Below are 12,780 nucleotides of genomic sequence, written 5' to 3'. Positions count from 1 at the left end.
TCGCGCCGGGCCCCCTTTTCCTTGGTAGAACTGGGACATGTTCTACACACCGGGGGAAGCCGTCGCGAGAACCGGGTTCAGCCTGGACACGCTGCGCTACTACGAACGGATCGGCCTGCTGGACGGGATCGAACGCAACGCCGTCGGGCAGCGGGTGTTCAGCGACGACGACCTCGCCTGGCTGGAGGTGTTGCGGTGCCTGCGCGACACCGGCATGCCCATCGCACGCATGCAGCGCTACGCCGATCTCGCACGCGTCGGTGACGAGACGTTCGCCGAGCGCGCCGCGCTGCTGGAGGAGCACGACCGCGACATCGAGGCCCGCATCGCGGCGCTGCGCGAGGAACAGGCCCGCATCCGGGAGAAGATCGACTGGTATCACCGCCAGTTGCCGGGTTGACCTGGACCGCGCTCCAGGTCCTAGCTTCGGCCGCATGCACACGATTCCGTTGGGCCACACCGATGTCGCGGTCAGCCGGCTCGCCCTCGGCTGCATGCTGATGGGCACGTCGACCGACGAGGCCGACTCGTTCGCCATGCTCGACCGGTACCTGGCGGCCGGCGGCACGTTCCTCGACACCGCCGACTGCTACGCCTGGTGGCCCGGCCCCGGGTTCACCGGTGGCGAGAGCGAGTCGTTGCTGGGCCGCTGGTTCGCCCGGACCGGCCGCCGCGACGAGGTGTTCCTGGCGACGAAGGGCAGCGCCTGGGTCGCGGATCCCGACGCCGCCCGCGCCGAGACGCTCACCGACGAGGAGAAGTACGCCGGCGCGGGAGCCGACACGCTGCGCCGCGCCCTGGACGGGAGCCTGCGACGCCTGGGCGTCGACCACGTCGACCTGTACTACGTGCACGTCGACGACCGCCGCACGCCGCTCGAGGAGACCCTGGAGGCGCTGGCCGGCCTCGTCGCCGCCGGCAAGACGCGCTATCTGGGCTGGTCGAACGTGCCGACCTGGCGGCTGGAGCGGATCCGGCAGCTGTGCGACCGGTACGGCTGGCCGGCACCCGTGGCGCTCCAGCAGGAGCACACCTACCTGCGCCGCCGTCCGGGCGACGCGAACCTGTCCATTGTGGACAGTCAGCAGCTCGCCTACCTCCGGGCGCACGAGGACCTGACGCTGGTCGCGTACTCGCCGATCCTCAAGGGCGTCTACGACGACGTGCACAAGCAGCGGGACCTGGCGCAGATGCGCTCCTACCGCGGGGCCGACACCGACGCCCGGCTCGCCGCGGTCGCCAAGATCGCCGCGGAGCTGGGGGTGAGCGGGAGCGTGCTGGTGCTGGCGTGGGTGCTGCACCAGCGTTCGCCCCGGCGGGTGGCGCTGATCGGGCCGCGCACGCCGGCGCAGTTCGACGAGTTGATGAGCGCGTCGGACCTACGGCTGGACGACGACGTGCTGAGGGCGTTGGACGCCGCGGGCGCCTGATTCACGGACCGGGGCGCCCGAGGGCCGCACGGCTCAGCCCGCCGCCTGACGCGGCTCTTCGAGCACGACGTCGCCGGTCGTTCCGGGTGACAGGAACGCGGCGAGCCGCCCGCCCTCGGTCCGCAGCGCCGCACGCTCGGCCTCCGGGACGGCGACGAACGGGCTGATCCGAAGGACCCCGTGCCGGAACCGCCAGGTCCCCTGCCAGAGCCCGTCGAGGAGAACGGTGCCGGTGGTCGCGCCGTTGCCGGGCGGCAGCGGGACCGGGCGTCTGTGCGGGATGACCCGAGCGCGGTCCCGGTGCGCGAGCAGCAGGTTGTCGTACTCCGGCAGGAAGCGCACCGGGGCCGGCACCTCCGCACCGGGGCGCGGCGCGTCCGGCAGGTCGTAGAGCGGCTGACCGGACTCCGCGCGGAAGGCCCGCAGCGGAAGACGTTCGACGACCTCGCGCAGCCGGGTGAGGCCGGACCAGGCCTGGATGTCGGGCACACTCGCCGGGCCGAACGCGCCCAGGTAGCGCAGCACCAGGCCGTCCACCGGCACCGTTCGCAGCGGCGCGCCGAGCCACGCCTCCACCGGTGCCCACGCGGCCGGACCGGTGCTGCCCCACACGCCGCGCGGCGGCACCTGGCACAGGGCGAGGGAGTTCGTGGCCGCGTAGGCCAGCGAGGTCGGATCGACCCCCGGCCACTCCGACGCGAGCAGCCGACCGAGTTCGGCGCGGGTGCGGGGTCGTTCCGCCAGCAGGGTCGCCGCCCGGCGGGCCACGGCCGCTTCGTCGAACTCGCCGCGGAACACCTTGTCCAGCGGCGGATCGAACAGCGGCCGCCAATCCAGGGCGTCGCGCGCGCCGACCAGGTGCACGGTGGCGCGCATCAGGTGGATCCGCACCACCTTCCGCTGCTCGATCAGGGTGGACAGCGTCTCCGGGGCGAAGTCGCGCAGCCGGGTCCAGAGGCCGACGTACGGGGCGAGCGGGGCCTGCGCCTGCATGCCGGCCAGGTGCTCGATCAGGTCGAGCGCCCCGGCCGGCGCGCGCTCCAGCAGGTGCTGGCGGGCCAGCGTGGCCCGGTTGAGTTCGCGCCGGCTCAGAACGTCCGTCATGCCCGGGGACCGAAGAACGCGCGCAGGTCGGCGGCCAGTTCGGCCGGGGCCTCCATCGCCGGGAAGTGCCGGCCGCGCTCGTGCTCGACCCAGTTCGCCTCGGCCGGCGCCGGGATCAGCCTGCGCACCGTCTCGTCGGCACCGAAGACCGAGAACCCCTGCGGCACGGCGGGCGGCGTGCCCCACTCCGACGAGTGCGCCTGCTCGTAGAGCGTGTGCGCGGCACCGGCCCCGGAACCGGTGAACCAGTACAGGCTGACCGTGGTGAGCAGCTGGTCCCGGTCGATCGGCAGGTCCGTCCACTCCTCGAACTTCTCCGCGATCCAGGCGAGCTGCAGCAGCGGCGAGTCGACCAGGCCGTACCCGATGGTCTGCGGGCGGCTGTTCATGATCGAAAGATAGCCGGAGCCGTCCGTGCGGAAGGCGTCCATCCGGTCCCCGATGAGCTTGTCGACGGGGTCGTTCGGGTCGAGCCGCTCGGCCATGCCCGGGATGAACGTCGCGGTCGCCGCCGCCGTCCACGGGTCCGTCACGACGTGCAGGCCGGTCACGTGTTCGCCGTCGATGCCGGCCAGCGAGGCGGAGATGCCGGCGCCCACGTCGCCGCCGTGCACCCCGTAGCGCGGGTATCCGAGGCGGCGCATCAGCTCGGCCCAGGCCCGGGCGGTGCGGGCCATGGTCCAGCCGGTGCCGGAGAGCGGGGTGGAGAACGCGTACCCCGGTAGCGACGGGATCACCAGGTGGAAGTCCTCGGCGAGCGGCCCGATCAGCCCGAGGAACTCGGCGACGCTGCTCGGGTAGCCGTGCGTGATCAGCAGCGGGGTGGCGTCCGTGCGGGTCGACCGGACGTGCAGGAAGTGGATGCGCTGTCCGTCGATCTCCGTCGTGAACTGCGGGAACGCGTTGAGTCGCGCCTCCTGGGCACGCCAGTCGAACCCGCTGCGCCAGTGCTCGGCGAGTCCGCGCAGGTGCTCGAGGGGAACGCCGCGGGCCCAGCCCGTGCCGGGGAGTTGGGCGGGCCACCGGGCATCGGCCAGGCGGCGGTGCAGGTCGTCGAGATCGGCGTCGGGGATCGCGATGCGGAAGGGCTCGATGCTCATGCCGACGACGATAGGATCAATAGCGGAACGCTCCGTTCCTAGATTGTCGTCAGGATCGAAGAATGTGGGACACCTCGGCGCGGCTGCTGCGCCTCCTGTCGTTGCTCCAGGGCCGCCCCGACTGGACCAGCGCCGAGCTGGCCGAGCGGCTCGGCGTCACCACCCGCACGGTTCGCAACGACGTGGAGCGGTTGCGGGCGCTGGGATATCCGGTGCACGCCCGACCGGGGGTGGCCGGCGGCTACCGGCTCGGTTCGGGTGGCGCGCTGCCCCCGCTGCTGCTGGACGACGACGAGGTGGTCGCGGTGGCGGTGGGCCTGCGCACGGCCGCGAGCGTCACCGGGATCGGGGAGACGTCGGTGCGCGCGCTCGCCAAGCTGCAACAGATCCTGCCGTCGCGGCTGCGCCACCGGATCAGCGCGTTCCAGGCCGCGACGGTGGCGATGCCCTCGTCGGGACCCGCGGTCGACCCCGAGGTGCTGACCGCCGTCGCCGGTGCGTGCCGGGACCGGCATCGGCTGGCGTTCGACTACCGGACGCACGCCGGCTCCGCGGGGCGCCGGTCGGTGGAGCCCTACCGCCTGGTCCACCACCGGACGCGGTGGTACCTGGTGGCCTGGGACCTGGACCGGGACGACTGGCGGACGTTCCGGGTGGACCGGATGGACCCGCGCACGCCGACCGGGCCGCGCTTCACGCCACGACCGCTGCCCCCGGACCGGGAGCTCATGGACCGGATCTCGCGTGGCGTGCAGGAGGCGACGTGGCGGTACCGGGCCCGCGTCGTCGTCGAGGCGTCGGCGGATCACGTGCGCAGCCGCCTCCCGATCGCGGTGGACATCGAGGAACTCGGCCCCGACCGGTGCGCGTTCTCGCCGGGCTCGGACCATCCCGAGATGCTCGCGCTGTACCTCGGCATGCTCGACGCCGACTTCAGCGTCGCCGACGCACCGGAACTGGTGGCCGTTCTCGGCAAGCTCGCCGAGCGCTACCGGCGCGCCGCGGTTGCTAGGGTCCACCCGCGAAGCGAAACCGGGGGGCAGCTTTGAACACGCGTGACCGCACCGAGCCGCACGACCCGCCGACGCCGCTGCGGGCCTCGTTGCGGCAGCTCGGTTCGCGCATGCGGGAGGACCCGGACGCGGACCGGCGGGAGACCTGGGACGCCGCCGTCACCGCGCTGCGGGCCGCGCACGCCGTCCTCGCGGCAGCCGGCTCGGCCGGGGGCGGCGCGAGCGCGGACGACTGGCTCACCGCGTGCTACCTCGGCATGATCTGCCGCGCGTCGAGCGTGCTGGAGACGCTGATGAACACGCAGGTCAAGGGCAGTGCCGAGGTCGACGCGCTGCAGTCCTACCTGCGCCGGGGCCGGGTCGCCGAGAAGAAGTCCGAGGACCCGACGATCAGGGCGCTGGCGGGGTTCCTCGGCGGCCGGGCCGGGCCGTTCGCGGAGGCGTTGACGCACGCGCTGGAACAGCACACGCGCGGCGGCGGCGACGCCACGGGAGGCGTGGCGCTCGGCCCGCTGGCGGTGGCGTGCGCCGCGTTCGACCGGAAGTTTCCGATCGGGGTCGAGTCCGCCCTCCTGCCCAGGAACCTCGTCGAACGGCGGTGGCGCGAGGAGATCGCGGTGCCGCCGCCCGCGTCCGGGAGACGCACCTGGCGCCTCGTCGACCGGCACGAGGCCGACGCCGGCACGGCGGAGCGCGAGGGCGACGCGCTGACCGCGCGGCTCGACGAGTTGATCGCGCGGGACCCGAGCCGACTCCACGTCATCGGGCCGACAGCGCTGCGGGAGACCGGCTACCGCCTCGTCACGGACGAGCCGGGCTCCTGGATCCACACCTGGGACAGCCTGACGCTGGCGATGCAGGCGTACCACGGCATCTTCGCGGCGGCGACCGCGGACGGCGCGGAGGCCACCGTCCGGCTGCGCGACGGCACGTTCCGCGTCCCGGCGACCGGAGCCACGCCGCACACGAACGCGGACACCTGGCTCAGGGCGATGTACCTCAGCATGATCTGCCGCGACCGCACGCGCGTCGACGACCTCGTGCGCGTACCGCAGGAGCTGCGGCGCTCGTCCGGCACGGGGCACGACGCGGCCGTCCACGAGTGGATCGGCGTGCTGCACGGGTACTGGTACGGCGGGTACAGCATGTCCGAGCGGTCGCTGGCGGCCGTGCCGCCGGAGGACGACCTGCTCCGCCCGACGGTCGAGCTGTTCTACCGGATCTCCGAGGACGATCAGGCCGGGTTCACCGACGCGCTGGAGCGGGCCCTGCGGCGCCATCGGCGGTACTGGACCTTTTCGGTGGAACGCGCGCAGGACCCGGAGGGCTTCCTCGCACTCGCACCGCTCGCGCTGGCCGCCCGGGCCCAGCAGTCGGGCTGGCTCAGCGTCACGGTGCGCTCGCCGTACCTGCCGTTGACGCTGCTGAACGGCGACCGCGTCGGCGAGGGTGCGTCGAGATGAGTGTTCCCGCGGTTCAGCGTCGGTGGACGGCCCCGCGGACCGCATCGGCGCCCACGACGTCGGCGATCCGCTCGAGGGTCCCCGCTCCGGTGCGACAGCCGGAGCCGGGCCCGCAGTCCGCGGCACCCTCGACGCGGTAGCAGCCCTCGCCGGCGCCGTACGGGTAGGAACGGGTGGCGGCCGCGAAGTACCGCAGGCGGTTCCGCTCGCTCGGGTGCGACAGGTACGCCTCGGCAGCGGCGACGGTCACCGCCACCGGGTGCTCGGGACCGAACTCCGGGCGGGCCAGCAGGAGGCGGCCGGCTCTGGCCACCGCCCGGGTCAGCGCCCGGGCGGCCCACTCGTGGTCGACGGTGTCGAACCAGAAGATGAGCCGCCGCAGGCCGTGCCGAGCGGGTCCGTCGTCCCGGTCCATCGTTCGAGCGTCGCAGACGCGCGCCGCTGCGGTGTCGTTCAGGATGCGGCCGGTGCGAGGAGTTCGTCGGCGCGCTGCGGGGTGCCCTCCGCCAGGCCGCGGTCGATGGCGTGGCGCAGGGCGAGCCACATGCCGACGCCGACGACGAACACGATGACCTCGCTGACGGTCAGCGCCCAGACGATGCCGGCCAGCCCGAACCAGAGGTTCCCCAGGAGCACGATCGGGATGAACAGCACGCCCTGCGCCGTCGACATCACGATCGCCGGCACGGCGCGCCCGGTCGCCTGGAACAGGGAGGTGATCAGGCCGCGGAAGCCGTTCACGACCATCGCGACGAGCTGTGCCACCAGGATCGTGACGCCGATCGCGAGCACCGAGCGGTCCGCCGAGAACGCGGCGAACACCTGCTCGCGGAAGAGGAACACCGTCGTCGAGAAGAGCAGCGCGATCGTGCCGACCGTGACCGCCGAGGCGCGCAGCGCCGACCTGAGCCGGCTCCGGTCGCCCTTGCCGTAGGAGTACGCGAGCAGCGGCAGCACGCCGATCGTCACGCCCATCACCAGGAACTCCGGCACCTGTGCGAGGCGCACGGCGACGCCCATCGCCGCGAGCGGGTCGTTGCCGTAGCCCGCCGCGAGGTTGTTGAGCACCAGGGTCGTGACGATCATGAACGCGGCCTGGAGCAGTTCGCCGACCCCGACGCCGAAGACCGGGCCGACGACGGCCGGCCGCAGCGTGAACCAGCGCGGCGCGAGGCTGACGTGCGCGCTGTGCCGCTGCAGCCACAACGCGAAGTACGCGACGGCGACGAGGTTGGCGAGGCCGGTCGCCAGGGCAGCACCGGCGACGCCCCAGTGCAGCACCAGGATGAACGGCACGTCGAGCACGAGGTTCGCGACCGTGGCGGCAATCAGCCCGGTCATCGCCTGACGCGCGGCGCCCTCGGCCCGCACGAGCTGTTCGAGGCAGATCGCCGCGGCGAGCACCGGGACGAACGCCAGCATGACGGCCACGTAGTCGCGGGTGGCCGTGGCGGCGGCGTCCGCGCCGAGCAGCGCCACGAGCGGGTGCAGCAGGAGCAGCCCCACGCCGCCGAACACGGCCCCGGCGAGCACACTCCCCCACAGCGCGAACGACGACACGTGCCTGATCTCGCTGGCCTTCGCCGGTTCGTGCTCCGCCGCGCCGAGCAGCCGCGAGATGAGCGCACCGCCCCCGACCCCGAACACGCCGCCGATCGCCAGGACGACGGCCAAAAGCGGCGTCCCGAACGTGATCGCGGCGAGCAGGGCGGTGTCGTGCAGCGAACCGATGAAGCCGGCGTTGATGACGTTGTAGACGGCGCCGACGATCATCGCGGCGGCCATCGGCACGCAGAGGTGCACCAGCGCGCGGGCCATCGGCGCGGCGGAGAGGTACCAGCGGTCGGTGCCGACGGCGTCGGCGTTCACGGATGAGTCGAGGGTCGTGGCGCTCATGACGGGCTCCTTAGGGCAGGCTTCAGCGCGCGCCGAGGGTGCTCGGCACGCGCGGGACGTTCGGGGCAGGGTTCAGCGCACGCCGACGGGTGTCGCCGGCGTGGTCGCGGTGCGGTCGAGGGTTAGCGGCTCGGTCGCGGCAGGACCGCGGTGATCTTCTTCAGCAGGGCGTGCAGGGCGGCCCGTTCCTCGGTGTCGAGCGGCTCGAGGAGGGTGTCCTCGATGGCGGCCATGGCGGAGTCGAACCCGGAGATGAGCGCCGCGCCGGAGTCGGTGGCGTAGACGCGCTTGCTGCGCTCGTTGCCGGGCTCGGTCCGCCGCTCGACGAGGCCCCGCCGCTCGAGCCCCTGGACCAGACCCGAGACGTTGGCCGCGCTGGTGCGGGTGATCTCGGCGATGTCGCGCTGGATCGCACCCGGGTTCTGCACCAGGTATCCGAGGACGAAGCTCTGCTCGTGGCTGAGCTCGCGCTCGCGGATCCACTCCTCACCGGCCTTGCGCTGGGCCCAACCGATCCAGCGGAGCAGGTCGAGGGTGCTGGTGAACTGCGGCTCCTCCATACTTAAGAAGCTAACAGTTAACTCCTTAACCGTCAACCACCGAACCGTCCGGCGGTCGCGGCCGGCCCGCCGCGTCAGAGCGGAATGATCGGCGCCTCGTCGCCGAAGGCGGAGTACGCCTCGGGCTCGGCGGTAAGGATGTGTCCGTCGAGCACGATCGCCGCGGTGACGGCCGCGGCGTGGTCATGCCGGGCCAGCAGTCCCAGTGCCGCGGAGAGGACGGGCCACTTCTCGACCGGAAGTTCGCACGCCGCGAAGGCCCGGTGGTCGATGAGCAGGTCGATCAGGCGGTGGTCGACGCTCCGCCCGGCCTCGGCCAGGCACACGGCCGGTGAGGTGAAGGCGGCACCGTTGTGGGCAACCTCGGCGATGGTCTCGCCGACATCCACGCCCGTGCCGTAGGCGGCCACCGCGGACGCGTCGAGGATCAGGTGGATCACGCGGCGTCGGCGGGCAGGCCCAATGTCTCCAGGAGACGCGCGCGGCGCTGTGGCGTGCGGCGGCGTTCGGCCTCCGCGAGACGGGTCCGGGCGCGGTCACGTGCGGCCGCGAGCTGCTCAGGCGTCGCGGTGTCGTAGGTGACGTGTTCGGCGTCCGGGGTCATGCTCCTCAGGCTACCGGCCGCGCGGCGCCGGCGGGACCCCACCGGCCGCCGGTCGAACCGTCCGGTCGGGCCCCGGTCGGGGTTGTCCCTGAGATCTACTCCGGGCTGCACCCCGGGCGGAAACGGGTGGTCGGGTACGCCCCCGGGCCGACGAGAAACGCCTCCCGCGCACCGAGGATCAATTCCGTCAACGAGAGACAGCAGATCGGCTGAAGGAGAAGACGGTGACGCTGACGGTGGCCCAGGGTTCCGCGACCGGGCAGGGCACGCCCGTCGCCGCCCGCGCGAATCAGGTGTGGAAGGTGTACGGCAGCGGCGAGGCGCAGGTCGTCGCGCTGCGGGAGGTGAGCGTCGAACTGCAACGGGGGGCGTTCACGGCGATCATGGGTCCCTCGGGGTCCGGCAAGTCGACGCTGATGCACTGCCTCGCCGGACTGGACTCGGTCACCCGCGGGGACGTCCACATCGGACAGACGAAGGTGACCGGCATGAAGGACAAGGCGCTCACCAAGCTGCGCCGCGACCAGGTCGGGTTCATCTTCCAGCAGTTCAACCTGCTGCCGACGCTGACCGCGGAGGAGAACATCACGCTTCCGCTGTCGATCGCCGGCCGCAAGCCGGACAAGGCCTGGTTCGACACGGTGATCGACACCGTCGGACTGCGGGACCGGTTGAAGCACCGCCCCACGCAGCTCTCCGGCGGCCAGCAGCAGCGCGTGGCCTGCGCCCGCGCCCTGGTCGCCCGCCCGGAGGTCATCTTCGCCGACGAGCCGACCGGCAACCTCGACTCCAAGTCGGGCGCCGAGGTGTTGAGCTTCCTGCGCAACAGCGTGCGGGAGTTCGGGCAGACGATCGTAATGGTGACGCACGACCCGGTCGCCGCAAGCTACGCCGACCGCGTCATCTTCCTCGCCGACGGCTCCATCGTCAGCGAACTGTACGAGCCGACCGCCGACACGGTGCTCGACACCATGAAGCGCCTGGACACGGGGGCCTGACGTCATGTTGAGAGCGACGCTCAAGAGCGTGCTGTCGCGCAAGCTACGGCTGGTGCTGTCCGGGCTCGCGGTGGTGCTCGGGGTGATGTTCGTGTCGGGGGCGTTCGTGCTCACCGACACGCTGGGCCGGTCGTTCGACGGCCTGTTCGCGACGGCGTTCCAGAACACCGACGTGACGGTGTCGGTCAAGTCGACCGGGCCGGCGCAGGGCTTCGACGACGATCAGAAATTGACCGCCACCGTCAAGCCGGAGACGCTGGAGAAGGTCCGCGGCATCGACGGGGTCGCCAAGGCCACCGGCATCGTCAGCGCCGACGGCGCGCGGGTCATCGGCAGCAACGGCAAGGTCATCACGAGCTTCGGACCGCCCCGCCTCGGCGAGAACTGGACCGGCGAGAACGACCTCGTGAAGCTGCGCGAGGGGCGCGCCCCGCAGAGCGGCACCGAGGTCGTCATGAACGCCGGCCTCGCCAAGTCCGCCGGCGTCAAGGTCGGCGACCAGGTGGGTGTGCTGACGACGCAGCCGAAGAAGACGTTCACGCTGGTCGGGATCACCGAGTACAGCGGCGGTCGGGACAGTCTCGGCGGCTCGATGGTGGTGTCGTTCCACGAGTCGGTCGCCGCGGAGCTCATGCTGGGCACGCCGAACGTCTACTCCTCCGTCGACGTGAAGGCCGCCGCCGGGAAGACGCCCGAGCAGGTGCGCGACTCGGTGCGGGCGGCGCTCGGCGACTCGTTCGAGGTGAAGACCGGTGCGGAACTGCAGAAGGCGCAGACGGCCGGCGCCAAGGAGGCCCTGGGCTTCTTCAACAAGATCCTGCTCGGCTTCGCCGGGGTGGCGCTGTTCGTGGGGACGTTCCTGATCCTCAACACGTTCAGCATCATCGTGGCGCAGCGCACCCGCGAACTGGCCCTCATGCGCGCCATCGGCGCCAGCCGCAAGCAGATGATCGGCTCGGTGCTGGTGGAGGCGGTCCTCATCGGGCTGTTCGCCTCGGCGGTCGGCCTCGGGCTCGGCATCGGCGTGGGCTCCCTGCTGGCGTGGGTGTTCGGCAACGTCGGCAGCGCCAGCCTCGAACTGGCGGGCATCGGCGTCCCGCCGGCGGCGATCATCTCGGCGTTCTCCGTCGGCATGATCATCACTCTGGTGGCCGCGCTGCTGCCGGCGATGCGCGCCTCGCGCATCCCGCCCGTCGCGGCGCTGCAGGAGGCGGCCACCCCGGACCGCCCGCTGACCAAGGTGACCGTCGTCGGTTCGCTGGTCACCGCCGGCGGCGCGACGCTGCTGCTCCTCGGCCTCAACGACAAGCTCGGCGACAGCAGCCTCTACGGCTTCTTCGGCGGCGTGCTGCTGGCGTTCATCGGGATCGCGCTGCTCACGCCGATGCTGGCCCGCCCCATTGTGGGCGTCATCGGCCGGCTGATGGCGTGGAGCGTTCCCGGAAAGCTCGGACGGCTGAACTCGGCCCGCAACCCGCGGCGGACCGCGATCACGGCGGCGGCCCTGATGGTCGGCATCGCCCTGATCACCGGCGTCAACACGGTCTTCACCTCGGCCGAGGCGAGCATCCAGAAGATCGCCGACAAGGAGGTCAACGCCGACCTGATCATCTCGGGCGACCCGTCCGACGAGCGGCCGGCCACCTTCGACCCGGCGGTGATCGACAAGACCAAGGCGATCAGCGGGGTCACCGGCTTCTCGGCCGACTACTTCGACGTCGCGCACGCGCTCGGCGAGGACCGCAGCGTCACGATCATGACCGACGTGCCGGCCTACGCGAAGATGTTCAAGCTGACCGCCAAGGAGGGCGAGATCCGCGCCCTCGGGCCGGACGAGGTGCTCTACGACGAGGAGCGCGCCAAGGAGAAGGGCCTGCACGTCGGCGCCACGATCGAGGTGCAGCTCGCCCGCGGGCAGCCGCGTCAGATGAAGCTCGTCGGCATCTACGCCAAGAGCTCCACGACCGGCGGCCTGATCCTGCCCACCACCCTCATCGGCGAACTGCAGGTCGCGCAGCCATCCTGGGGGTACGTCGACGTCGCGGACGGCGTCTCGGTCGACGGAGTGCGCAAGCAGGTGGACGCGCTGCTGGCCGACAGCCCCGAGGTGACCGTCGCCAACCGGAACGACTTCGTGCAGCAGCAGACGTCGGCGTTCGACACCGTGCTGCTGATGGTGCAGATCCTGCTGGCCCTCGCGGTGCTCATCGCGGTGCTCGGCATCATCAACACGCTGGCGCTGTCGGTCCTGGAACGCACCCGGGAGCTGGGGCTGCTGCGGGCGATCGGGCTCGGCCGGTTCCAGTCCATGCGGATGATCACCGTCGAGGCGATCGTGATCTCGGTGTTCGGCGCGCTGCTCGGCGTGGTGGTCGGCAGCGGGCTCGGCGCGGCGATCGTGCGGGCGCTCAAGGACGACGGCTTCTCGACGTTCGCGATGCCGTGGACGGCGATGGGCACGTACCTCGCGCTCGGCGCCGGGATCGGCGTGATCGCGGCGATCCTGCCGGCGCTCCGGGCGGCGCGGGTGAACGTGCTGCAGGCGATCTCGTACGAGTGAGCCGCTCCTGGCGCCGCGGACCTTTCACGGGGTCCGCGGCGCCTCGTTGCTC

Annotated in this window: 13 protein-coding genes; 6 read left to right on the top strand and 7 right to left on the bottom strand. The window is 72.0% G+C overall.

The window, feature by feature from the left end:
* The first annotated feature begins 37 nt into the window (after positions 1-37).
* Together Val02_RS17540 and Val02_RS17535 are read left to right on the top strand one after the other, a co-directional pair.
* Positions 38-400 carry a MerR family transcriptional regulator gene (locus Val02_RS17540; RefSeq protein WP_203900163.1) on the top strand — a complete coding sequence of 121 codons (363 nt, stop codon included), beginning with the start codon at positions 38-40 and terminating at the stop codon, positions 398-400.
* Positions 401-434: 34 nt separating this feature from the next.
* Entirely contained in the window at positions 435-1,430 is a 996-nt protein-coding gene (locus tag Val02_RS17535; protein WP_203900162.1) for an aldo/keto reductase, read from the top strand.
* A gap of 33 nt (positions 1,431-1,463) precedes the next feature.
* On the opposite strand, the gene Val02_RS17530 is transcribed toward Val02_RS17535, so the two are convergent.
* Both Val02_RS17530 and Val02_RS17525 read right to left on the bottom strand, forming a co-directional pair.
* Positions 1,464-2,534, bottom strand: a complete 1,071-nt coding sequence (locus tag Val02_RS17530) for a winged helix DNA-binding domain-containing protein (protein WP_203900161.1) — start codon at positions 2,532-2,534, stop codon at positions 1,464-1,466.
* On the bottom strand, positions 2,531-3,634 hold the full coding sequence (locus Val02_RS17525) for an epoxide hydrolase family protein (RefSeq protein ID WP_373317907.1): 1,104 nt from the start codon (positions 3,632-3,634) through the stop codon (positions 2,531-2,533). Before Val02_RS17525 ends, Val02_RS17530 begins: the two co-directional genes overlap by 4 nt.
* Before the next feature lie 62 nt (positions 3,635-3,696).
* On the opposite strand from Val02_RS17525, the gene Val02_RS17520 reads away from it, so the two are divergent.
* Complete coding sequence (locus tag Val02_RS17520) at positions 3,697-4,683, top strand: helix-turn-helix transcriptional regulator (protein WP_203900160.1); 987 nt, start codon at positions 3,697-3,699, stop codon at positions 4,681-4,683.
* Complete coding sequence (locus Val02_RS17515) at positions 4,680-6,110, top strand: immunity 49 family protein (RefSeq protein WP_203900159.1); 1,431 nt, start codon at positions 4,680-4,682, stop codon at positions 6,108-6,110. The genes Val02_RS17520 and Val02_RS17515 overlap by 4 nt, the downstream gene beginning before the upstream one ends.
* A gap of 13 nt (positions 6,111-6,123) precedes the next feature.
* Here the strand turns inward: Val02_RS17515 and Val02_RS17510 are convergent, their stop codons facing one another.
* The 5 genes from Val02_RS17510 to Val02_RS17490 all read right to left on the bottom strand — a co-directional run bounded on the left by Val02_RS17510 (position 6,124) and on the right by Val02_RS17490 (position 9,170).
* Positions 6,124-6,525, bottom strand: coding sequence for a hypothetical protein (locus Val02_RS17510; RefSeq protein ID WP_203900158.1), 402 nt, complete (start codon positions 6,523-6,525; stop codon positions 6,124-6,126).
* Between the two features lie 38 nt (positions 6,526-6,563).
* Entirely contained in the window at positions 6,564-8,006 is a 1,443-nt protein-coding gene (locus Val02_RS17505) for an MATE family efflux transporter (protein WP_203900157.1), read from the bottom strand.
* A gap of 122 nt (positions 8,007-8,128) precedes the next feature.
* Complete coding sequence (locus tag Val02_RS17500; RefSeq protein ID WP_203900156.1) at positions 8,129-8,566, bottom strand: MarR family winged helix-turn-helix transcriptional regulator; 438 nt, start codon at positions 8,564-8,566, stop codon at positions 8,129-8,131.
* A 74-nt stretch (positions 8,567-8,640) separates the two neighbouring features.
* Entirely contained in the window at positions 8,641-9,006 is a 366-nt protein-coding gene (locus Val02_RS17495) for a hypothetical protein (protein ID WP_203900155.1), read from the bottom strand.
* The gene (locus tag Val02_RS17490; protein WP_203900154.1) at positions 9,003-9,170 is read right to left on the bottom strand and encodes a hypothetical protein; all 168 of its coding nucleotides are present in this window, start codon (positions 9,168-9,170) and stop codon (positions 9,003-9,005) included. Before Val02_RS17490 ends, Val02_RS17495 begins: the two co-directional genes overlap by 4 nt.
* A gap of 230 nt (positions 9,171-9,400) precedes the next feature.
* Here Val02_RS17490 and Val02_RS17485 point away from each other — a divergent pair, with 230 nt between their 5' ends.
* Both Val02_RS17485 and Val02_RS17480 read left to right on the top strand, forming a co-directional pair.
* The gene (locus Val02_RS17485; protein WP_203900394.1) at positions 9,401-10,168 is read left to right on the top strand and encodes an ABC transporter ATP-binding protein; all 768 of its coding nucleotides are present in this window, start codon (positions 9,401-9,403) and stop codon (positions 10,166-10,168) included.
* A gap of 4 nt (positions 10,169-10,172) precedes the next feature.
* Positions 10,173-12,728 (top strand): ABC transporter permease, encoded by a 2,556-nt coding sequence (locus Val02_RS17480; protein WP_203900153.1) that lies wholly within the window; start codon positions 10,173-10,175, stop codon positions 12,726-12,728.
* The last annotated feature ends 52 nt before the right edge of the window (positions 12,729-12,780 follow it).

It is taken from the genome of Virgisporangium aliadipatigenens (assembly GCF_016863615.1).
Classification (GTDB): domain Bacteria; phylum Actinomycetota; class Actinomycetes; order Mycobacteriales; family Micromonosporaceae; genus Virgisporangium; species Virgisporangium aliadipatigenens.
Note: the sequence above shows the minus strand (reverse complement) of the source record. Positions and strands in the feature narration are given on the sequence as shown.

Excerpts from the sequence above, each read along its gene's own strand:
- Val02_RS17500 (WP_203900156.1), bottom strand. The coding sequence starts at position 8,566 with ATGGAGGAGCCGCAGTTCACCAGCACCCTCGACCTGCTCCGCTGGATC.
- Val02_RS17540 (WP_203900163.1), top strand. The coding sequence starts at position 38 with ATGTTCTACACACCGGGGGAAGCCGTCGCGAGAACCGGGTTCAGCCTG.
- Val02_RS17525 (WP_373317907.1), bottom strand. The coding sequence starts at position 3,634 with ATGAGCATCGAGCCCTTCCGCATCGCGATCCCCGACGCCGATCTCGAC.
- Val02_RS17510 (WP_203900158.1), bottom strand. The coding sequence starts at position 6,525 with ATGGACCGGGACGACGGACCCGCTCGGCACGGCCTGCGGCGGCTCATC.
- Val02_RS17490 (WP_203900154.1), bottom strand. The coding sequence starts at position 9,170 with ATGACCCCGGACGCCGAACACGTCACCTACGACACCGCGACGCCTGAG.
- Val02_RS17520 (WP_203900160.1), top strand. The coding sequence starts at position 3,697 with ATGTGGGACACCTCGGCGCGGCTGCTGCGCCTCCTGTCGTTGCTCCAG.
- Val02_RS17535 (WP_203900162.1), top strand. The coding sequence starts at position 435 with ATGCACACGATTCCGTTGGGCCACACCGATGTCGCGGTCAGCCGGCTC.
- Val02_RS17480 (WP_203900153.1), top strand. The coding sequence starts at position 10,173 with ATGTTGAGAGCGACGCTCAAGAGCGTGCTGTCGCGCAAGCTACGGCTG.
- Val02_RS17530 (WP_203900161.1), bottom strand. The coding sequence starts at position 2,534 with ATGACGGACGTTCTGAGCCGGCGCGAACTCAACCGGGCCACGCTGGCC.
- Val02_RS17505 (WP_203900157.1), bottom strand. The coding sequence starts at position 8,006 with ATGAGCGCCACGACCCTCGACTCATCCGTGAACGCCGACGCCGTCGGC.